Source organism: Sphingomonas sp. NFR15, from assembly GCF_900103265.1.
GTDB lineage: Bacteria > Pseudomonadota > Alphaproteobacteria > Sphingomonadales > Sphingomonadaceae > Sphingomonas > Sphingomonas pollutisoli.
Window position 1 is genome coordinate 1 of sequence record NZ_FMWX01000003.1, and the last position, 19,708, is coordinate 19,708.

Annotated in this window: 18 protein-coding genes; 11 read left to right on the plus strand and 7 right to left on the minus strand. The window is 66.7% G+C overall.

Going from position 1 to position 19,708, the window contains the following annotated elements:
• Nucleotides 1-195: DUF1330 domain-containing protein (locus tag BLS81_RS08210; RefSeq protein ID WP_143023325.1), on the plus strand; the 195-nt coding region annotated here is incomplete at its 5' end.
• Between the two features lie 10 nt (nucleotides 196-205).
• Here BLS81_RS08210 and BLS81_RS08215 read toward each other — a convergent pair.
• Genes BLS81_RS08215 through BLS81_RS08225 form a run of 3 tightly spaced genes read right to left on the minus strand, consistent with a single transcriptional unit; the run spans nucleotide 206 to nucleotide 1,628 of the window.
• Nucleotides 206-1,153, minus strand: a complete 948-nt coding sequence (locus BLS81_RS08215; protein WP_093223006.1) for an aldo/keto reductase — start codon at nucleotides 1,151-1,153, stop codon at nucleotides 206-208.
• Between the two features lie 3 nt (nucleotides 1,154-1,156).
• Nucleotides 1,157-1,339 carry a hypothetical protein gene (locus BLS81_RS08220; protein ID WP_093223008.1) on the minus strand — a complete coding sequence of 61 codons (183 nt, stop codon included), beginning with the start codon at nucleotides 1,337-1,339 and terminating at the stop codon, nucleotides 1,157-1,159.
• Nucleotides 1,340-1,343: 4 nt separating this feature from the next.
• Nucleotides 1,344-1,628 (minus strand): hypothetical protein, encoded by a 285-nt coding sequence (locus tag BLS81_RS08225; protein WP_093223009.1) that lies wholly within the window; start codon nucleotides 1,626-1,628, stop codon nucleotides 1,344-1,346.
• 132 nt (nucleotides 1,629-1,760) lie between these two features.
• On the opposite strand from BLS81_RS08225, the gene BLS81_RS08230 reads away from it, so the two are divergent.
• The 4 genes from BLS81_RS08230 (at nucleotide 1,761) to metH (ending at nucleotide 7,611) form a co-directional block, all read left to right on the plus strand.
• A complete protein-coding gene (locus BLS81_RS08230) occupies nucleotides 1,761-2,729 on the plus strand; it encodes an ArsR/SmtB family transcription factor (protein WP_093223011.1) in 969 nt (322 codons plus the stop codon).
• Nucleotides 2,726-3,667: a methylenetetrahydrofolate reductase [NAD(P)H] gene (metF, locus tag BLS81_RS08235; RefSeq protein ID WP_093223012.1), complete on the plus strand. Its 942-nt coding sequence runs from the start codon at nucleotides 2,726-2,728 to the stop codon at nucleotides 3,665-3,667. The genes BLS81_RS08230 and metF overlap by 4 nt, the downstream gene beginning before the upstream one ends.
• Nucleotides 3,668-3,787: 120 nt before the next feature.
• On the plus strand, nucleotides 3,788-4,834 hold the full coding sequence (locus BLS81_RS08240; RefSeq protein WP_093223014.1) for a homocysteine S-methyltransferase family protein: 1,047 nt from the start codon (nucleotides 3,788-3,790) through the stop codon (nucleotides 4,832-4,834).
• A gap of 107 nt (nucleotides 4,835-4,941) precedes the next feature.
• Nucleotides 4,942-7,611: a methionine synthase gene (gene metH, locus BLS81_RS08245; protein ID WP_256326138.1), complete on the plus strand. Its 2,670-nt coding sequence runs from the start codon at nucleotides 4,942-4,944 to the stop codon at nucleotides 7,609-7,611.
• 5 nt (nucleotides 7,612-7,616) lie between these two features.
• On the opposite strand, the gene BLS81_RS08250 is transcribed toward metH, so the two are convergent.
• Nucleotides 7,617-9,131 carry an acetyl-CoA hydrolase/transferase family protein gene (locus tag BLS81_RS08250; RefSeq protein WP_093223682.1) on the minus strand — a complete coding sequence of 505 codons (1,515 nt, stop codon included), beginning with the start codon at nucleotides 9,129-9,131 and terminating at the stop codon, nucleotides 7,617-7,619.
• A gap of 115 nt (nucleotides 9,132-9,246) precedes the next feature.
• Between BLS81_RS08250 and BLS81_RS08255 the strand changes: the two genes are divergently transcribed.
• The 6 genes from BLS81_RS08255 to BLS81_RS08280 all read left to right on the plus strand — a co-directional run bounded on the left by BLS81_RS08255 (nucleotide 9,247) and on the right by BLS81_RS08280 (nucleotide 17,143).
• Nucleotides 9,247-10,134, plus strand: coding sequence for a LysR family transcriptional regulator (locus tag BLS81_RS08255; RefSeq protein ID WP_093223017.1), 888 nt, complete (start codon nucleotides 9,247-9,249; stop codon nucleotides 10,132-10,134).
• A gap of 107 nt (nucleotides 10,135-10,241) precedes the next feature.
• Nucleotides 10,242-11,705 (plus strand): glucose-6-phosphate dehydrogenase, encoded by a 1,464-nt coding sequence (gene zwf, locus BLS81_RS08260; protein WP_093223018.1) that lies wholly within the window; start codon nucleotides 10,242-10,244, stop codon nucleotides 11,703-11,705.
• 232 nt (nucleotides 11,706-11,937) lie between these two features.
• Complete coding sequence (locus BLS81_RS08265) at nucleotides 11,938-13,272, plus strand: MATE family efflux transporter (RefSeq protein ID WP_093223020.1); 1,335 nt, start codon at nucleotides 11,938-11,940, stop codon at nucleotides 13,270-13,272.
• 35 nt (nucleotides 13,273-13,307) lie between these two features.
• Entirely contained in the window at nucleotides 13,308-14,525 is a 1,218-nt protein-coding gene (locus tag BLS81_RS08270) for an argininosuccinate synthase (protein WP_093223021.1), read from the plus strand.
• A gap of 40 nt (nucleotides 14,526-14,565) precedes the next feature.
• On the plus strand, nucleotides 14,566-15,540 hold the full coding sequence (locus BLS81_RS08275; protein ID WP_093223023.1) for a hypothetical protein: 975 nt from the start codon (nucleotides 14,566-14,568) through the stop codon (nucleotides 15,538-15,540).
• Between the two features lie 10 nt (nucleotides 15,541-15,550).
• A complete protein-coding gene (locus tag BLS81_RS08280; RefSeq protein ID WP_093223024.1) occupies nucleotides 15,551-17,143 on the plus strand; it encodes a hypothetical protein in 1,593 nt (530 codons plus the stop codon).
• A 10-nt stretch (nucleotides 17,144-17,153) separates the two neighbouring features.
• Here the strand turns inward: BLS81_RS08280 and BLS81_RS08285 are convergent, their stop codons facing one another.
• From BLS81_RS08285 to dapF, 3 genes are all read right to left on the minus strand, one after another.
• Entirely contained in the window at nucleotides 17,154-18,044 is an 891-nt protein-coding gene (locus BLS81_RS08285; protein ID WP_093223026.1) for an ROK family protein, read from the minus strand.
• The gene (locus BLS81_RS08290; RefSeq protein ID WP_093223027.1) at nucleotides 18,044-18,592 is read right to left on the minus strand and encodes a glycine zipper 2TM domain-containing protein; all 549 of its coding nucleotides are present in this window, start codon (nucleotides 18,590-18,592) and stop codon (nucleotides 18,044-18,046) included. Before BLS81_RS08290 ends, BLS81_RS08285 begins: the two co-directional genes overlap by 1 nt.
• A gap of 74 nt (nucleotides 18,593-18,666) precedes the next feature.
• Nucleotides 18,667-19,617, minus strand: coding sequence for a diaminopimelate epimerase (gene dapF / locus BLS81_RS08295; RefSeq protein ID WP_093223029.1), 951 nt, complete (start codon nucleotides 19,615-19,617; stop codon nucleotides 18,667-18,669).
• Between the last annotated feature and the right edge of the window lie 91 nt (nucleotides 19,618-19,708).

Below are 19,708 nucleotides of genomic sequence, written 5' to 3' on the forward strand. Positions count from 1 at the left end.
TTCGACGTCAAGCGGCTGGCCTTCTACGGCGCGGCCGATGCGCTCGAAGGCCCCGCGCCCGACGGTGTCGTCGTGCTCGAGTTCCCGAGCGTGGAGGAGGCGCGGGCCTGGTATCAAAGCCCCGGCTATCAGGCGGCGTTGCAGCACCGACTCAAAGCCGCCACCTACCGGGTGATCATCACCGAAGGGGTATAGTCCGCGACCATCACGCGCCGGCGTTGGTCAGCCGGTCGAGCTGCCCGGTGTCGAGCGTGAGCCGCGTCGCGCCGAGCAGATCCTCGACCTGCTGCACGTTCGTCGCGCTCGCGATCGGTGCGACGACGCCGGGCTGCGCGGTCAGCCACGCCAGCGCGATCTGCGCAAGCGTCGCGCCAGTCTCGTCGGCAACCGCGTCCATCGCGGCAAGCACGCCCGATTTCCGCGCGATCAACTCGGCCATGCCGCCGCCCCGCGCGCTTTGCCGCATGTCCTCCGGCGTGCGGTATTTCCCGGTGAGGAAGCCGGAGGCGAGCCCGTAATAGGGCAGCACGCCGATATTATGTTCGACGCAATAATCCTGAAGCTGGCCCTCGAAATGGTGGCGGCTGACGAGATTGTACTCGGGCTGGAGCACCTGGAAATGCGGCAACCCCGCCGCGCGCGCCGCATCGACCGCCGCCTTCAGCCGCGCCGCGTGGTAATTGGAGGCACCGAGCGCCCGTACCTTGCCAGCCTTGACCAGCGACGCGAACGCCTCCGCCACTTCGTCGAGCGGCACTTCGGGATCGTCCTTGTGCGCGTAATATAGATCGATCGTGTCGACACCGAGCCGCTTCAATGATGCCTCGCACCCGGTGATGATCGCGTCGGCCGACAGCGGCGATCCTGTCTCGGTGGGCATCATGCCGACCTTGGTCGCGATCAGCACGTCGTCGCGTCTGCCGCTCCGCTTGAGCCATGCGCCGATCATCGCTTCCGATTCGCCGCCTTGGTTGCCGGGGGCCCAGCGCGAATAGACGTCGGCGGTGTCGATCAGACTGCCGCCGCCGGCAACGAAGGCGTCGAGCACGGCGAAGCTTGCGGCCTGATCGGCGGTCCAGCCGAACACGTTGCCGCCGAGCACCAGTGGCAGGATGTGAAAATCGGTCGCGCCGAGACGCCGGAGATCGTTCATGGTCTAATCCCGATTATCATCGACGATGGTGGCGACATTGGCGTTCACGCTGTTCGCATCGAGCATCATCGCCGCGTCGTTGAGCGCCTGCGCCTCGCCACCCGTCATCGCGCCGGGCGCGGACGCGACCGATCCGCAGCCGGTCAGCGCGAGCAACAGCGCAAGCGCGCCGAGTGGGCGGCGCAAGCGATCAATCCTCGATCGCGTTGCCGGCGTCCTTGAGCGCCCGGCCCGTCTTGTCCTTGGCCTTATCGGCGGCGTTGCCGATCGCGTCGCCGGCATTGTCGAGCGTGGCCTCGGCCGATCCGAACGCCTTGTCGGCGGCTGCCTCCGTGCTGTTCGCGGCGGTGGCCATCGTCGCGTTGGCATCGGCGGCGATCGTGTCGCCGGCCTGAGCGCTTTCATCCCGCGCCTTCTGGCTGCACGCGGGCAGCGCGAGCGACGCGGCGAGGGCGACGAGGACGATCTTCTTCATGGCGGCAGGTCTCCGGCGTGATGCGTCATATGCGATATCGAAGCCGCACAACGCGCGCAATCGCGGGAAGGTCCGTCACGAGTTCGAGCGTCATTGACCTGATATAAAGATATCTTTATGTCTGCTTCCGCCATGACGATCGCTCTCGACATCTTCCGCGCGCTGGCGGACGCGACGCGGTTGCGCATCCTCGCGCTGCTGCGCTCGATGGAGTTGTCGGTGGGCGAACTCGCGCAGGTGCTTGGGCAGAGCCAGCCGCGCGTCAGCCGCCACGTCAAGATCCTGTGCGACGCTGGCCTAGCCGAACGGCGCAAGGAGGGAAGCTGGGTATTCGTCGCACTGGGGTCCGCCGACCGGGTCTCGCCCGTCGCCGATGCGCTGGACGCTTGGAACGCGCTCCAGGCCGATCATTGGGCGACCGCCGACGCCGCGCGCCTCGCCGCGGTACGCGCGGATCGCGCCGCCTCGGCGGCGCAATGGTTCGAGGCGAATGCGCGCGAATGGGACGCGATCCGCTCGCTCCACATCGCCGAGGAGCAGGTGGAGGCGGCGATTGACGGGGTGATCGGTGCTGGGCGCATCGGCCAGTTGATCGATATCGGCACCGGCACCGGGCGGATGCTCGAGTTGTTCGCCGGCCGCGCCGAACAGGCGCTGGGGATCGATCGCAGTTCCGAGATGCTCCGCCTCGCGCGCGCGAAATTGTCGAGCCACGGCATCGACAATGCCGAGCTGCGCCAGGCCGATCTCTACGCGCTGCCGCTCGCCGACGGAGCCGCCGATCTCGCGATCGTCCACCATGTCCTTCATTTCGCGCAGCAGCCCGGCGCGGCGATTACCGAAGCGGCGCGCGTGCTTAACCCCGGCGGGCGGCTGCTGATCGCGGATTTCGCGCCGCATGATCGCGAGGAACTGCGCACGCGCGACGCGCACACCCGGCTCGGCTTTTCCGACGAGCAGATGACGACATGGTTCGCCGCCGCCGGTCTCGCCCCCGATCGAATCGAGACGCTCGAAGGCGGCGAACTGACGGTGAAACTCTGGCTGGCGCGCAAGCGCGCGACGGCCGAACGCACGGTACAAGAGGTGAAGGCGGCATGACGATCTCGGTTTCGCAACTCGAAGAGGCGCGCCGCGCGCTGGAGGCGCCGCTGTTCGCCGACGTCGCTGGCGACACCGCCGTGTCGTTCGAATTCTTCCCGCCCAAGACGCCCAAGATGGAAGAGGCGTTGTGGGAGACGGTGAAGACGCTCGAACCGTTCGGCCCGCGCTTCGTCTCGGTTACCTATGGAGCGGGCGGATCGACTCGCGAGCGTACCCACGCCACCGTCGCGCGCATCCAGTCTGAGACGGGAACGCCCGCCGCCGCGCACCTCACCTGCGTCGAGGCGTCGAAGGACGAGATCGACGCGATCGCCGACGCCTATTGGCAGGCGGGGGTTCGCCACATCGTCGCGCTGCGCGGCGATGCGCCGGGCGCGGACGGCTTCGTGCCGCACCCGCAAGGCTATACCAACGCAGCCGATCTGGTCGCGGGGTTGAAGCGGCTTCACCCGTTCGAGATTTCGGTCGCGGCCTATCCCGAATGCCATCCGGATTCGCGCGGGGTCAGCGACGATCTCGACAATCTCAAGCGCAAGATCGACGCCGGCGCAACGCGCGGCATCACCCAGTTCTTCTTCGAGCCGGAAACCTTCTTCCGCTTCCGCGATCGTGCGGTGGCGGCGGGCATCACCGCCGAGATGGTGCCTGGCATCATGCCCGTCACCAATTTCGCCAGCATCGTGAAGATGTCGGCGATGTGCGGAACCGAGGTGCCGGCATGGCTCGGCCGGCTCTTCGAGGGGCTTGAGGACCATGCCACCGCGCGCCAGCTCATCGCCGCGACGCTCGCCGCCGAACTATGCCGCAAGCTCTATGCGGGCGACGTGCGCGCGCTGCATTTCTACACGCTCAATCGCGCCGAACTGAGCTTCGCGATCTGCCACATGCTCGGCCTGCGCGCGAAGGTGCCCGCCAAGGTCGCGGAAGCGGCGTAAACCATTCCCCTCCCGCTTGCGGGAGGGGCTAGGGGAGGGCCTGCCCACTGACGGCGCGCTTCCCGGACAAGCCCTCCCCCGCCCCCTCCCGTAGACGGGAGGGGAGAAGGAAAAAAGACGATGACCCCACGTGAATCCCTGCTCGCCGAGGCCGCCAAGCGAATCCTCATCACCGATGGCGCGTTCGGCACCGAGATCCAGAATTGGAAGCTCTCCGAGGCCGATTACGCCGGCAATCTCGGGCTGGCCAAGGACCAGAAGGGCAACAACGACATCCTCGCGCTGTCCAAGCCCGAGGTGCCCGAGACGATCCACCGCGCCTATTTCGAGGCGGGGGCCGACATCGCCGAGACCAACACCTTCTCGGCGAACGTCATCAGCCAGGCCGATTACGGCGCCGAGGCGCTCGTCAAGGACATCAACATCGAAAGCGCGCGGCTCGCGCGGCGCATCGCCGACGAATATCAGGCAAAGGACGGCCGCCCCCGCTTCGTCGCCGGCGCGGTGGGGCCAACCAACAAGACTTTGTCGCTCAGCCCGGACGTCAACGATCCCGGTTTCCGCGAGATCGACTTCGATTATCTCAAGGCCGTGTACCGCGAGCAGACCGATGCGCTGCTCGAAGGCGGCGCCGACTTCATCCTGATCGAGACGGTGTTCGATACCTTGAACGCCAAGGCCGGCATCATGGCCGCGATCGAGGCGGGCGAGGCGCTTGGCCGCGACGTGCCGATCATGCTGTCGATGACGCTGACCGATCTGTCCGGGCGCAACTTGTCGGGCCATACGGTCGAGGCGTTCTGGCATGCGGTGCGCCACGCGAAACCGGTGACGATCGGGCTCAACTGCTCGTTCGGCGCGGAGCAGCTCCGCCCGCACGTCAAGACGCTCGCCGGCATCGCCGACACGCTCATCATGGTGTACCCGAACGCGGGCCTGCCCAACGAACTCGGCCAATATGACGAAATGCCCGCGACCACGGCCGGGCTGGTCAAGGAATGGGCCGATGCCGGTCAGGTCAACATCCTCGGCGGCTGCTGCGGCTCGACGCCGGCGCATATCGCTGAGATCGCCCGCGCCGTCGCCGGCCTGCCGCCGCGCCAGCGCCCGGTCGCGCCGGTGGTGACACGGCTTGCCGGGCTGGAGCCGATGACGATGGCGGGATAACCTTACGTCTCGTCACCCGAGCGCAAGCTAGGGTCTCGCGCCGCATGGGCGCGCTCCGTTACTGCAAGACCCCAGCGTGCGCTGGGGTGACGATTTGGGAATTGCCCGTGACCGCCAACCTCTCCACCACCTTCGTCAACATCGGCGAGCGCACCAACGTCACCGGCTCGGCGCGCTTCAAGAAGCTCATCATGGCGGGCGATTACCCCGCCGCGATCGAGGTCGCGCGTCAGCAGGTCGAGAGCGGCGCGCAGGTGCTCGACGTCAACATGGACGAGGGGCTGCTCGATGCCGAGCATGCCATGACGACCTTCCTCAAGCTGATCGCCGCCGAGCCCGATATCGCGCGCATCCCCTTCATGGTCGATTCGTCGAAATGGTCGGTGATCGAGGCCGGGCTGAAATGCGTGAGCGGCAAGCCGATCGTCAATTCGATCAGCATGAAGGAGGGCGAGGAGAAGTTCCTCCACGAAGCCAGGCGCTGCATGGCCTATGGCGCCGCCGTGGTGGTGATGGCGTTCGACGAGGTCGGCCAGGCCGATACGCAACAACGCAAGATCGAGATCTGCGAGCGCGCCTACAAGCTGCTGATGAGCATCGGCTTCCCGCCCGAGGACATCATCTTCGACGCCAACATCTTCGCGGTCGCGACCGGCATCGAGGAGCACAACAATTACGGCGTCGACTTCATCGAGGCGGTGAAGGAGATCAAGCAACGCTGCCCGCACGTCCATTTCTCGGGCGGGCTCTCCAACCTGTCGTTCAGCTTCCGGGGCAACGAGCCGGTGCGCCGCGCGATGCATTCGGTGTTCCTCTATCATGCGATCCCCGCCGGGCTCGACATGGCGATCGTCAATGCGGGTCAGCTCGACATCTATGACGATATCGATCCCGAACTGCGCGAGGCATGCGAGGACGTCATCCTCAACCGCCCTGCCCGCAACCCCGACGAGACCCCGACCGAACGGCTGATCGCGATCGCCGAGCGCTTCCGCGGCACCGACGCGGTCGCCGAGAAGGCCGCCGAGGAATGGCGCGGCTGGGACGTCAAGAAGCGGCTCGAACATGCGCTCGTCAAGGGCATCGACCTGTATGTCGTCGAGGATACCGAGGAATGCCGCCAGATGTTCGCGCGGCCCATCGAGGTGATCGAAGGCCCGCTGATGGACGGCATGAACGTGGTTGGCGATCTGTTCGGATCGGGCAAGATGTTCCTGCCGCAGGTCGTGAAATCGGCGCGGGTGATGAAGAAGGCGGTCGCGCACCTCCTCCCCTTCATCGAGGCGGCGAAGGAGCCGGGCGCGCGCGGCAAGGGCAAGATCATCATGGCGACCGTCAAGGGCGACGTGCATGATATCGGCAAGAACATCGTCGGCGTCGTGCTCCAGTGCAACGGCTTCGACGTGGTCGATATGGGGGTGATGGTGCCGTGGAGCGACATCCTCAAGGCGGCGAACGAGAATGACGCGGACATGATCGGCCTGTCCGGCCTCATCACGCCGAGCCTCGACGAGATGGTGACGGTCGCCGAGGAGATGAAGCGCGCCGGCATGACGATGCCGCTGCTGATCGGCGGCGCGACCACCTCGAAGGTCCACACCGCGCTGCGGATCGCGCCCGCCTATGACGGCCCCGTCGTCCATGTGCTCGACGCGAGCCGCGCGGTCGGCGTCGCCTCGACCCTGGTCAGCGACACGCAGAAGGACGCGTTCGTCACCAAGACCGCCGAGGATTACGAAGCGGTCCGCATCGCCCGCGCCAACAAGGGTAACAACGATTTGCTCCCGCTCGCCAAGGCGCGCGCCAATCCGTTCGTCGCCGACATGGCGCTCAAGCCGGCCGCGCCCGCCAAGCTCGGCCTGCACGTGTTCCGCGACTGGGATCTGAAGGATCTGCGCGAGGTGATCGACTGGACGCCGTTCTTCCGCGCGTGGGAGCTGGCGGGCAATTATCCGGCGATCCTCGACGATGCGGTGGTGGGCGAAAGCGCGCGCTCGCTGTTCGCCGATGCGCAGAAGATGCTCGATCGCATCATCGAGGAGAAGTGGCTGACCGCGCGCGGCGTCGCCGGGCTGTGGGTCTGCGCCCGCCACGAAGACGACGTGATCGTCGATACCAAGGGCGATTTCAACGCCGACGAGCTGATCGGCCTCGACATGCTCAACCTGGTCGATGGCACCGATGTGTTCCGCCTGCCGTTCCTGCGCCAGCAGATCGCCAAGCGTGAGGGCCGCGCCAATATGTGTCTCGCCGATTTCATCGATACCAAGGGCGACTGGATCGGCGGCTTCGCGGTGTCGATCCACGGCATCGAGCCGCATCTCGCGCGCTTCAAGGCGGCCATCGACGATTATTCGGACATCCTGCTCAAAGCGCTCGCCGATCGTCTCGCCGAGGCGTTCGCCGAGCGGCTCCACCAGCACGTCCGCACCGAATTGTGGGGCTATGCGCCCGAGGAGCAGCTCACCAACGAGGCGCTGATCCGAGAGCAATATCGCGGCATCCGCCCCGCGCCCGGCTATCCCGCTTGCCCCGAGCACAGCCTCAAGACGATGCTGTTCAAGATGCTCGACGCGCACCATAATACCGGCGCGAGCCTCACCGAAAGCTTCGCGATGCTGCCGACCGCGGCGGTGTCGGGCTTCTATTTCGGCCACCCGCAGGCGGAATATTTCGGCGTGGCGCGGATCGGCGAGGATCAGGTCGTCGATTATGCCGCGCGGCGCGGGGTCGATCTCGATACGGCGAAGCGCTGGCTGCGGCCTAACCTCGACTAAGTCCGTCAGGCCGGCTGCATCGTCCCGGTGTCGATGAAGCGCTGATGCCAGGACAGCGCCTCGCTTGGCAGCGACGGTGCGTGCAGGCCGTAGGATTTCGTCAGCGCCCGCTCGTAATAGTCGGTCAGCGCATCTCGGTAAGACGGGTGGGCGCATCGTTCGATCACGAGCCGGGCACGGTGCCTGGGGCTGAGGCCGCGCAGATCGGCCAGCCCCTGTTCGGTCACCACCACTGCGACATCCTGCATGATGTGGTCGACATGCGCCGCCTGCGGCACGATCGCCGAGATTTTGCCGCCCTTGGCGGTGGAGGGCGTCATGAAGATTGACACATAGGCGTTGCGCGCGAAGTCGCCCGAGCCGCCGATGCCGTTCTGGATTCGCGATCCCATCACGCAGGTCGAATTGACGTTGCCGTAGATGTCCGCCTCGATCAGCCCGTTCATCGCGATACAGCCCAACCGGCGGATCAGTTCGGGATGGTTGCTGATCTCCTGCGGGCGCAGGATCATGCGGTCGCGGTAGCGCCCCATCTCCGCATTAAGCCGCGCCGCCGCTTCCGGGCTGAGCGAGAAGGCGGTCGCCGAGGCGATGCGCAGGCGGCCACTGTCGAGCAGATCGAGCATGCCGTCCTGAATCACCTCGGTATAGGCGGTGAGATCGTGGAACGGCCCGTCCACCAGCCCGGCGAGCACCGCGTTGGCGATGTTGCCGACGCCCGATTGCAGCGGCAGCAGCGATTCGGGCAAGCGCCCCTTCGTCACCTCATGGCCGAGGAACTCCAGCAGATGCCCGGCGATTCCCGTCGCGGCGGCATCGGGCGGCGAGAAGGGCGCGTTACGGTCGGGCGCGTCGGTCTCAACGATCGCGACGATCTTGTCCGGGTCGCAGCGCAAATAGGGCTCGCCAATCCGGTCGTCGGCGCGAACCAACGGGATCGGCACGCGGTGCGGTGGCAGCGCGGTGCCGTAATAAATGTCGTGCATCCCTTCGAGCGCGGGGTTCTGCCAGCGGTTGACCTCGAGGATGACCTTCTGCGCGCGGTCGAGCCAGGTTTTGTTGTTGCCGACCGACGAGGACGGGACCAGCGAGCCGTCGGGGCGGATCGCGCTCACTTCCACCACCGCGACGTCGAGCGGCCCCAGAAAGCCCTGCCATGCCATTGGCGCGACCTGGCTCAAATGCATGTCGAGATAGTCCATCTCGCCGCGGTTGATGCGGTCGCGTGCGATCGGATCGGAATTATATGGCAGCCGCAGTTCGATGCCGTTGGCGCGGGCCAGCGCGCCGTCGAGTTCCGGTCCGGTCGAAGCGCCGGTCCACACCCGCACACGCATCGGGCGGCCGGCCGCATGCTCGGCCTCGATCCGCGCGGCCAACGCCATCGGCACCGCTTTGGGGTAGCCGGATCCGGTGAAGCCGCTCATGCCGACGGTCATACCGTGGTCGATCAGTGCGGCCGCCCGTTCGGCGCTGGTGATCCGTGCGCGCAATCCGGGGTGAGCGATCCGGTCGGACATTTCGATCATCTCCTCGATACCGGTCTGTTTGGGGGCCGGATGAACCTCATGTCGCCTGTGCGAAAACAAAGACAATAGCTATAATGAGTCCATTACTTGTGCGATATCCGTGCAAATGTCCGATCTCGTTCAGAACCTCCGCACGTTCGTCCAAGTCGCCGAGCGGCGGAACTTCTCGACCGTCGCGGCGCAGAGCCACGCCAGTCATACCACGATCGCGCGCCGAATCGATCAGCTCGAGGCGCATTTCGGCGCGCGTTTGCTGCTACGCTCCACGCGCCGGATCGCCCTGACGCGTGATGGCGAGCGGCTGCTCGATCATGCCCGCGCCGTGATCGAGGAGATAGACCATGCCGAAGCGGATCTCGGGGCCGCGGCGCGCGCGCGCGGCGTGGTGCGCGTGGGCGTCACGACCGCGCTTGGGCTGCACTACGCCGAGCGGATCGTGGCGCTCAACGCGCGCCACCCCGAACTGCGGATCGAATTCGCGATCGCGGACTGGCAGGACAGTCTCGACGAAGCGGGGCTGGACCTTGCCGTACGGGTCGGCGATCCAGTGCCCGAAGCGGCTCATGCCAGCCCGCTCGGCCGGATCGCGCGCGTGCTGGTCGCGGCGCCCACCTATCTCGCGGCGCGGGGCGCGCCGGCTACGCCGGCCGATCTGCTTGCCCACGCCTGCATCGCCTATGGCTACGGCCCGGCGCGCGCGACATGGGACATCGCCGGCGAAAGCTGGCGCGTAGGTGGGCCGTTTCGCGCCAACAGCAGCGAGGCCGTGTACCGGGCGGTGGCGAGCGGCCTGGGCATCGGCTTGCTCCCGCAGATCCAGGTCAGCGGCGATATCGCGCGCGGCACGCTACGTCCTGTGTTGTGCGGCTACGACATAGCGCCGCTGACGCTGTCCGTCGCGCATCGCTACGCCCCCTTGCGCATGCCGGTGCGAGTGCGTGCGGTGCTTGATTTCCTGACAGCGCAATTTCCGCACGCACCGAATCCCGATTGATCTGCCGCAAGCGATGCGCTCCAAGGGCGACCGAGATGCGACATGCATCCGATCGGGCGAGGGTGCGTTGAGCGGTCTCATGGACGCACGGCGGGACGAATATACGAATGTCGAAGGCTTCTCTTTCGGTCGGCCCGAAATTCCCGCAGGTGGTGGTGCTGATCGGTGCGACCGGCGATCTTTCGCGGCGCAAGCTGCTGCCGGGGCTGTTCCACCTCATCAGCGAAGGGTTCATTCCCGATTGCCGGATCATCGGCATGTCGCTCGACGAAATGGATGCCGATGCGTTCCGCATCTTCACGCGTGCCGCGCTCGACGAGTTCCGCACCCGGCCGATCGACGATGCCGAATGGACCGCGTTCGCCGCTTTGCTCGATTATCTGCCGATCGCCGCCGGCCCCGAAAAGCTGCGTGAGGTCGTGCTCGCCGCCGAGCAGAGCCTCGGCACCGAGAGCCGCCGGCTCCATTATCTGAGCGTCCCGCCGAACGCGGCTCTGTCGAGCGCGCGGATGCTTGGGGCCGCCGGACTGGTCGAGAAGTCGCGCGTGGTGATGGAGAAGCCGTTCGGCACCGATCTCGCCAGCGCGGTCGATCTCAACGCGAAACTGCACGAGATTTTCGCCGAAGAGCAGATTTTCCGCATCGACCATTTTCTCGGCAAGGAACCGGCCCAGAACATCCTCGCGTTCCGCTTCGCCAACGGGTTGTTCGAGCCGATCTGGAATCGCAACTTCATCGATCACGTCCAGATCGATGTCCCCGAGACGCTCGGCCTCGGCAAGCGCATCGGCTTCTACGAGAGCACCGGCGCGTTCCGCGACATGGTGGTGACGCATCTGTTCCAGATCCTCGGTTTCATGGCGATGGAGCCGCCCACCGCGCTCGAACCCGGCCCGATCAGCGAGGAGAAGAACAAGGTCTTCCGCTCGATGCTGCCACTCGACCCGCATGATGTCGTGCGCGGCCAATATGTCGGATATCGCGGCGAGGAAGGCGTCGATCCCGAATCGGATACCGAGACGTTTATCGCGCTCAAATGCCAGATCGACAACTGGCGCTGGGCCGGCGTGCCCTTCTATCTGCGCACCGGCAAGAAGCTGGCAGAGGGGCAGCGGATCATCTCGATCGCGTTTCGCGAGCCGCCCAAGAGCATGTTCCCGGCCGGCTCCGGCGTCGGCTCGCAGGGGCCGGACCATCTGACCTTCGACCTCGCCGATGCCTCGCGCGTGTCGCTGTCCTTCTATGGCAAGCGGCCGGGGCCGGGGATGCGGCTCGACAAGCTCAGCATGCAGTTCGCGTTACAGGAAACCGGGCGCATCGACGAGGTGCTCGAAGCCTATGAGCGCCTGATCCTCGACGCGATGCGCGGCGATCGGACGCTGTTCACCACCGCCGAGGGAATCGAGCGGCTGTGGCAGGTCTCGACGCCGTTGCTCGAGAATCCGCCGCCGGTGCGGCTGTACGAGCCGGGTTCGTGGGGGCCGAAGTCGATCCATCAGCTCATCGCCCCACATGCATGGCGGCTTCCCTTCGAACGTGCGTGGCGCGGCGGGGATACCTCGAAGAAGTAGCGCCAAGCCGTTCGCCCCGAGCGTAGTCGAGGCACTTGCGCTGGTGCGTCGACGGCGCACGGCACGAACGGTTTGGCGATCTGACGCGGACTAGCGACACCCGCCTATCCCGCCGTTCGCCCTGAGCGAAGTCGAAGGGCGTGCCACGGGCGCAAGCGTTCGAGGCACGTGCTTCGACTGCGCTCAGCACGAACGGTAGTTTTACGCATCGAACCACCGTATCGCCGAGATCATGAACGCCTCGCTTACCCGCCGCGCGATCTTCGCGCAGGCCTGGCCGATCATGCTTGGCCAGGCGACGATACCCTTGGTCGGACTCGTCGATACCGCCGTGATCGGCCGCACTGGCGACACCGTGGCGCTGGCGGGCGTGGCGCTTGGCGCGACCGTCATCAACTTCTTCTTCTGGAGCTTCGGCTTCCTGCGCATGGGCGTGACGGGACTCACCGCGCAGGCGCACGGCGCGGGCGATCACGCGGAGGTGGCGGCGCTGCTCGCGCGCGGCGTGGTGATGGGGCTGGGCTTCGGCGCGGCGCTGCTCGCGCTGCAGGTGGTTCTGATCCCGGCGGCCTTTGCGATCCTCGCAGGAGGCGCCGATATCGACCGGGCGGCGCGGGCGTTCCTGGCCGCGCGCTTCCTCAGCGCACCCGCGCTGCTCGGCGTGTACGCGATCAACGGCTGGCTGCTTGGGCTGGGGCAAACGCGGGAGGCGCTGGTGATCCAGATCGTCGCCAACCTCGCCAACATCGTGCTCGACGTGCTGTTCGTGTGGCATTTTCACTGGGGCGTGCGCGGTGTCGGCCTGGGCACGGCGGCGGCGGACTGGATCGCATTCGCATGCGGATTGGTGATCGTATCGGGGCGGCTTGGGCCGACCGGCCGTGCGGGGCTGCGCGGCGCCGGTCTGTTCGCGGCATCCGCGATGCGGCGGCTGCTCGTGGTCAACGCCGACATCATGATCCGCACGATCGCCTTGCTGGTGATGTTCACCTGGTTCGCCAATGCCGGCGCGCGGCTGGGTGCGACTCAACTCGCCGCCAATCAGGTGCTGATGCAGTTCGTCTCGATCTCGGCGTTCGTGCTCGACGGCTTCTGCTTCACCGCCGAATCACGGATCGGTCAGGCGATAGGCGCCGGATCGCGCGAGCGCTTCTGGCGCGCGATCCGGTTGGTCGGAGAGTTTTGCCTCGCCGCCGCCGCGGCCTTCGCCATCATCGTCGCGTTCGGCGGCGGCTCGATGATCGATGCGTTGGTGGCGAGCGTGGACGTCCGCCACGCCGCCTATGCGCTGGTGCCGCTGGTCGCGCTCGTCCCGCTGATCGGCGTGCCGGCGTGGCTGCTCGACGGTGTGTTCATCGGCGCGACCGAGGGGCGCGCGCTGCGCAACGCCGCGATCGCCTCGACCACTGCCTATATCGGCACCGATCTGTTGCTACGCCCATATGGCGCGACCGGGCTGTGGCTGGCGCTGATCGCGGGCTATGCCTATCGTGCGATGGCGCTGGGCGCGTTCCTCCCCGGCCTCGCCGCGCGCATCACGGTTGCGAAGCGGGCGAGCGCCGCCTAGAGGCGCAGGCGATTTTCCCCTTCGCCGGAGTCCGCATGTCCGATCAGATCAAACGCGTCGTCCTCGCCTATTCGGGCGGCCTCGACACCTCGGTGATTCTGAAGTGGCTCCAGCAGACGTATAATTGCGAGGTCGTCACCTTCACCGCCGATCTCGGCCAGGGCGAGGAACTCGAGCCGGCGCGCAAGAAGGCCGAACTCGCCGGCGTGAAACCCGAGCATATCTTCATTGACGATCTGCGCGAGGAATTCGTCAAGGATTACGTCTTCCCGATGATGCGCGCCAACGCGCTCTACGAGGGGCTGTACCTGCTCGGCACCTCGATCGCGCGGCCGCTGATCGCCAAGCGCCAGATCGAGATCGCCAAGATGGTCGGCGCAGATGCGGTCAGCCACGGCGCGACCGGCAAGGGCAACGACCAGGTCCGCTTCGAGCTCGGCTATTACGCGCTCGCGCCCGATATCAAGGTGATCGCGCCCTGGCGCGAGTGGGATCTCACCAGCCGCACCCGCCTGATCGAATTCGCCGAACAGCACCAGATCGCGGTGAGCAAGGACAAGCGCGGCGAGTCGCCGTTCTCGACCGACGCCAACATGCTGCACACCTCGTCCGAGGGCAAAGTGCTCGAAGACCCGTGGCAGGAAGTGCCCGACTACGTCTATTCGCGCACGGTCAATCCCGAGGACGCGCCCGACACGCCCGAGGTCATCACGATCGATTTCGAGCGCGGCGATGGCGTCGCGATTAACGGCGAGGCGATGTCGCCGGCGACGTTGCTCGAAACGCTCAACGCATACGGCCGCAAGCACGGCATCGGCCGGCTCGATCTGGTCGAGAATCGCTTCGTCGGGATGAAGTCGCGCGGCATGTACGAGACGCCGGGCGGCACGATCTATCACCTCGCGCATCGTGGCATCGAGCAACTCACGCTCGATCGCGGCGCGGCGCACCTCAAGGACGAACTCGCGCCGCGCTACGCCGAGCTGGTCTATAACGGCTTCTGGTTCTCGCCCGAACGCGAGATGCTCCAGGCCGCCGTCGATCACAGCCAGGCGAAGGTGACCGGCACGGTGCGGCTCAAGCTCTACAAGGGCAATGTGTCGGTGACGGGCCGCAAGTCGCCCTATTCGCTCTATTCGGAGAAGGTCGTCACCTTCGAGGACGATCAGGGCGCCTACGACCAGCGCGACGCGGCCGGCTTCATCAAGCTCAACGCGTTGCGGCTGCGGCTGCTCGGCCGCCGCGACGGCTGAGGCAATGCCGGGGTTCGCGGTATCGCTGGACTGACCGGCGTTGGCCACGCGAACCCTGACCGTAGAGGCGGCCACACGCATCCCGCCGCGCCCGTGGTGGGAGACGTGGTGGTGCATCGCGCTCGCGCTGCTGCTGGTCGCCGCACCGTCGCTGGCGGCGGCGGGGTTCACGTCGGCGCTGAGCGCGATGCCCGTGCTGAGCGCGGCGGCAATGGTGTGGCTGTCGCGCGTCGCGCATGGCCGCATCCAGCCGAGCGCTTATTTCGCGCTGCCCTTCGCCGACCGTTTCAGCACTCCTGGCCAAACGCTGACACTCGCCGGCTTCGCGCTTTGGCTGCGTCTCGCGCGGTGGCCGTGGCCGCGCGCGGCGGCGTTCGCCCTGCTCTCGGGCCTGATCTACGCTGCGGACGCGACTGGCTGGCTGTGCCTGCTCGCAACGGTCTTCGCAGCCGAACTCGCGCGCGAACGCGCCGTCGAGCGGGAGGGTTTGCGTCGCCCGTGGAGCGCGTGCGGGTGGCGCGCCGCGCGCGCCTGCCTGCCGCTCGCGCCGCCGCTCGTGATGCTTCCGACGTGGCGGCTAGGCGGCCCCGACGATTGGCTGGGGAGCCTCGCGGTCAAGCCGGGATGGCTAACGATGGCGCTTGGCAACCACTGGCCGATCTTAGATGCGGCTTGCATGATCGTCGTCGCGCTGGTGATCCACAAAAGCTACCGTGACCGGCGGTTCGTCCACGCGCCGATGCTCGTCGCGGCTGGCTTTGCGCTGGTGGTTGTCTTCATCGCCGCGCCAAATGGTGTGGACACAGCGATCGCGCCCGCGGCGATCGCCCTCGCCTTGCTGTCGATCCGCTGCAACGCACGCGTGAAACTGCGCCGGCGCGGCGAGGTGGCATGGGCCGCGCTCGCGTTCCTCGCGATCCGCAGCGTCGCTGGCGTCGCCAGTGCCGCGGAGGCGCGCGATTTCGGCGTGACAGTTTCGCAAGCCGGCTTGTCGCACCCGCCCGACGCCCGTTAGAAGCGCGCGGATGGTCGAACCCCAGCAAGCGCCGCGTTGGTGGCAGACACGTCTGTTCGTGATCGTCGCGACGCTGGTCGCCGTCATCCCCCTGCTGCGCCCCGAGATTCCGCCGCTGGTCGATCTGCCCGGCCATATGGGCCGCTTCCGCGTGCAGCTCGCCATCGCCGATCATCCGTTCCTCAAGGAATGGTATGATTTCAACTGGTCGCTGATCGGCAACCTTGGCATCGATCTGCTCATCATCCCGATGTCGAAAATCTTCGGGCTCGAACTGGGCGTGAAGCTGATCGTGATGGCGATCCCCGCGTTGATGGTGTCCGGGTTGCTGTGGATCGCGCGCGAGGTGCACGGTCGTATTCCCGCCACCGCACTGTTCGCGCTGCCGCTCGCCTACAGCTATCCGTTCCATTTCGGCTTCGTCAATTTCGAGCTGTCGATGGTGATCGCGCTCAACCTGTTCGCGCTGTGGCTCAGGATGGCGCGGCTCGGGCATGTGCGGCTGCGCGCGGCGATCTTCGTGCCGATCTCGTGCCTGCTGTGGCTGTGCCACACGTTCGGCTGGGGGACGCTCGGCGTGCTCGCCTTCTCGGCCGAACTGATCCGCCAGCACGATGCCGGGCATCGCTGGCACACGGCGTTGATCCGCGCCGGGCTGGCCTGCGTGCCGCTCGCGCTGCCGATGGTGCTGATGATCTTTTGGCGCAGCGGCGATCATGTCGGCGGGCAGACCACCGACTGGTTCAACTGGCGCGCCAAGATCGGCTGGCTGGTGATGACCTTCCGCGACCGGTGGGAGCTGCTCGATATCGCCAGCGTCGCGGTGGTGCTGATGATCCTGGTGCGCGCGGTGCGCGATCCGAGCATCCAATATTCGCGCAACCTCGCGCTGTCGGCGGCATTCCTGCTGCTCGTCTACATCCTGCTGCCGCGGATCGTGTTCGGATCGGCCTATGCCGACATGCGGCTGGTGCCGTTCATGCTGGCGATGGCGGTGATCGCGATCCGCCCCAAGACCGATTTGTCGGTGCTCGGAACGTGGGTGCTGGCGACGCTCGGCCTCAGCTTCTTCCTCGTGCGCATCGCAGCGACGACGGCGAGTTTCTGGATCTACGCGCAGAGCTACGAGCGCGAGCTGAAAGCGCTCGATCATGTGCCGGTCGGCGCGCGGCTGGTCTCGTTCGTCGGCGAGAAATGCTATGGCGACTGGACCGCCTCGCGGCTCGAACATCTGCCGGCGATCGCGCTGGAGCGCCGGATGGCCTATTCCAACGATCAATGGTCAATGGCCGGTGCGCAATTGCTCACGACGCAATATGCCAAGGCCAAGCGCTACGCGCACGATCCATCAGAGATCGTGACGGCGGTGCAATGCCCGCGCGAATGGTGGCGACCGATCTCGACGTCACTGGCACGTTTCCCGCGCGATGCGTTCGATTATGTATGGCTGATCCAGCCGCCCGCCTACGATCCGCGGCTCGCGACCGGGCTGGTCGAGATTTGGCGCGACGGAACCAGCGTGCTGTACAAGGTCGATCACAGCCAGCCTGGCCCGGTGGTGAGCGACGTCGAATTGCGTGCGCCGGTCTTGCGGCCGCACTGAGCGCTCGCGCCTATTCCACCGCCGCGAGTGCAAGCGCGACCGCGCCGAGCGGACCGGCATCGGCGCCCAGCCCCGGTGATACGACCAGCCGCTCGATCGCCGCGGCGTCGCTGCCGGGGCCATAGCCCGCCAGCCGCGCTGTCGCCGTCGCGCGAATACGCGGCAGCAAGCGGCCGCTCGACCCTACGCCGCCGCCGATGACGATCCGCTGCGGTGGCACGGTGAGCATCAACGTCATGACCAGCTCGGCGATCTCGTCGGCGATCCGGTCCCACAATGGATCGTTGGACGCGAGCTGTTCGGCGGGCATTCCCGCGCGTGCGGCGATGGCGGGGCCGGACACCAGCCCTTCCAGGCAATCGCCGTGGAATGGGCACGCGCCGGCGAAGGCGTCGGTCGGATCACGCCGCACGCGGATATGCCCGACCTCGGGATGCGCCGCGCCGTGGAGCGGCTTGCCGGCGACCGCGATCCCGGCGCCCACGCCCGTGCCGATCGTCACATAGATGTGCGTGCCGCAGCCGCGCGCCGCGCCCCATCGCCCTTCGGCCAGTGCCGCGCCCGCCACATCGGTGTCGAATCCGATCGGCACGGCGAAGCGCGCCACCACCGCGCCGCGCAAGTCGAAGCCGGACCAATGCGGCTTGGGGGTCGAACCGATCTTGCCGTAATCGGCATGCGTCGGATCGACCACCAGCGGCCCGAAGCCGGCGACACCGACCGCGGCGAGCGGTTCGCCCGCCGATGCTTCGGCGATCCAGTCCAGGATCGCCGGCAGCGTTTCGGCGGGTGTGCGCGTCGGCCAACGTTCGCGGTTGAGGATGTCGCGTCCGCGCGCGATCGCCGCGATGCACTTGGTCCCGCCAAGCTCGATCGCGGCGACGAGCGCGGATTCGCCCATCAGCGGCAACGCACCTGGCTATTGTTCTGGTCGATCGCCTTGCCCGCCAGCGCGCCGACCGCACCACCGAGCAGCGTGCCGACGATGCGCGAATGGCCGCCGTCGATCACGTTGCCGAGAATACCGCCACCGGCAGCGCCGATGATGAGGCCGGTCGTGCCATCGTTGCGCTTGCAGTAATAGCGGCCATCATTGCCGCGATAGACGCGGTCGTTGTTGCTCAGCACGCGCTCCTGATAGTTCGGCCCGTCGCGATAATAGCGCGCCGGATCATAGTCGCCTTCGTCGCGATCGTCGGCGTACGGCTGAACATAGGGCGGCGGCGGAGCATTGCGGGGGCCGTTATAATAGCCTTGGTTGTTGTATCCACGCGCGCGCGCCGCCTGATAGCGGTCGAATTCCTGCCGGAAGATGTTGAGTTCGTTGTTGAAGCGCTGTTGCGCTGCCTGGAAGCGGGCATCGTCATCGCGGGTTTGCGCGACGGCCGGCGCGGCGAGCGCGAGTGACGCGGTTGCGGCGATGGCGGCGAAGCGGGAAATCGGGTTCATGGCTTCCGTCCTTTCATTGTGCCGTCGTAACGACACGGGATGCGCTTGGTTGCACAAACTGGCTGAACCGGGGCTTAGCCGTCGTCGCACAGCGTTTCCACGGCTCGGTTCCAGGCGGCTCGCTCGGCATCGAAGCGCGCCGATACGACGAGATCGCGCGTGCTCGCCGTCGCGGGATCAACGGTGATCGTGCCGGCCCATTCGACTGTGGCATTGCCCGACAATCGCACCATGCCGTCGTCTTCAGCCTGCGCGCGCACCAGTCCGCCGCGGTTGAACACCGCGATTTCGCGCCCGAACTCCGCGCGGCCGGTCAGACAGGCCGCATAGGTCGAGGCGGCCATCGCGCTGCCGCAACTGTTGGTGAGCCCGACGCCGCGCTCGAAGGTGCGCACGAACAGGCCGGTTTCGCGCACCTCGACGAAGCTGACGTTGGCGCGGTTGGGCAACCAAGCGGGCGCGGCTTCGCAAACGCCGCCGATCGCGGTCAGCTCGCTGTCATCCGCCGCCCCGACAAAGGCGATCAGATGCGGGTTCGGAATGGCGATCGCCGTGAACGCGCGCTCACTCCCGAGCGTCGCGATCGGCGCTTCGATGATCTCCGTTCCCGCGCCATGAAGCGGCCAGGTGGTCACGTCGCGCGTCGCGGGGCCGGCAATTTCTCGGATCGTCACCACCCCGGGCGCGAGATCGGGATCGCGCGCGACGGTCGCCTGCGAGGTCTTGAGCCGCACGGTCGCGGTATCCAGGCCGAGCCGCTCGAACCCCGCGCGCGCCACGCAGCGCAAGCCGTTGAGACACGTCTCGGCCTCGCTGCCGTCGCTGTTGAACATGCGCATGCCAAAAGCGTGTTCCTCGTCGCCCGTGGTCAGCAGCAGCAGCCCGTCGCCGCCGACCGGCCCGGCACGATCGGCGAGCGCGCGCGCAATCCCTGGCCAATCGCGCTCCGCTACGGTGCCGTCGCGCGCGTCGATCAGCGGGAAATCATTGCCCGAACCATGGCATTTCACGAAGTCGATCTGCATGCCGACCGCGTTAGCGCAAGTCGGCGCGCCGCGATACCATCGACGAAAGTTCGTGTCGGGCGTCGAGCATGCTATTGGTTTGATTGAGTGT

Excerpts from the sequence above, each read along its gene's own strand:
- BLS81_RS08215 (WP_093223006.1), bottom strand. The coding sequence starts at position 1,153 with ATGAACGATCTCCGGCGTCTCGGCGCGACCGATTTTCACATCCTGCCA.
- BLS81_RS08230 (WP_093223011.1), top strand. The coding sequence starts at position 1,761 with ATGACGATCGCTCTCGACATCTTCCGCGCGCTGGCGGACGCGACGCGG.
- BLS81_RS08250 (WP_093223682.1), bottom strand. The coding sequence starts at position 9,131 with ATGTCCGACCGGATCGCTCACCCCGGATTGCGCGCACGGATCACCAGC.
- BLS81_RS08290 (WP_093223027.1), bottom strand. The coding sequence starts at position 18,592 with ATGAACCCGATTTCCCGCTTCGCCGCCATCGCCGCAACCGCGTCACTC.
- BLS81_RS08270 (WP_093223021.1), top strand. The coding sequence starts at position 13,308 with ATGTCCGATCAGATCAAACGCGTCGTCCTCGCCTATTCGGGCGGCCTC.
- BLS81_RS08285 (WP_093223026.1), bottom strand. The coding sequence starts at position 18,044 with ATGGGCGAATCCGCGCTCGTCGCCGCGATCGAGCTTGGCGGGACCAAG.
- BLS81_RS08280 (WP_093223024.1), top strand. The coding sequence starts at position 15,551 with ATGGTCGAACCCCAGCAAGCGCCGCGTTGGTGGCAGACACGTCTGTTC.
- metF (WP_093223012.1), top strand. The coding sequence starts at position 2,726 with ATGACGATCTCGGTTTCGCAACTCGAAGAGGCGCGCCGCGCGCTGGAG.
- BLS81_RS08240 (WP_093223014.1), top strand. The coding sequence starts at position 3,788 with ATGACCCCACGTGAATCCCTGCTCGCCGAGGCCGCCAAGCGAATCCTC.
- BLS81_RS08265 (WP_093223020.1), top strand. The coding sequence starts at position 11,938 with ATGAACGCCTCGCTTACCCGCCGCGCGATCTTCGCGCAGGCCTGGCCG.
- dapF (WP_093223029.1), bottom strand. The coding sequence starts at position 19,617 with ATGCAGATCGACTTCGTGAAATGCCATGGTTCGGGCAATGATTTCCCG.
- zwf (WP_093223018.1), top strand. The coding sequence starts at position 10,242 with ATGTCGAAGGCTTCTCTTTCGGTCGGCCCGAAATTCCCGCAGGTGGTG.
- BLS81_RS08225 (WP_093223009.1), bottom strand. The coding sequence starts at position 1,628 with ATGAAGAAGATCGTCCTCGTCGCCCTCGCCGCGTCGCTCGCGCTGCCC.
- BLS81_RS08255 (WP_093223017.1), top strand. The coding sequence starts at position 9,247 with ATGTCCGATCTCGTTCAGAACCTCCGCACGTTCGTCCAAGTCGCCGAG.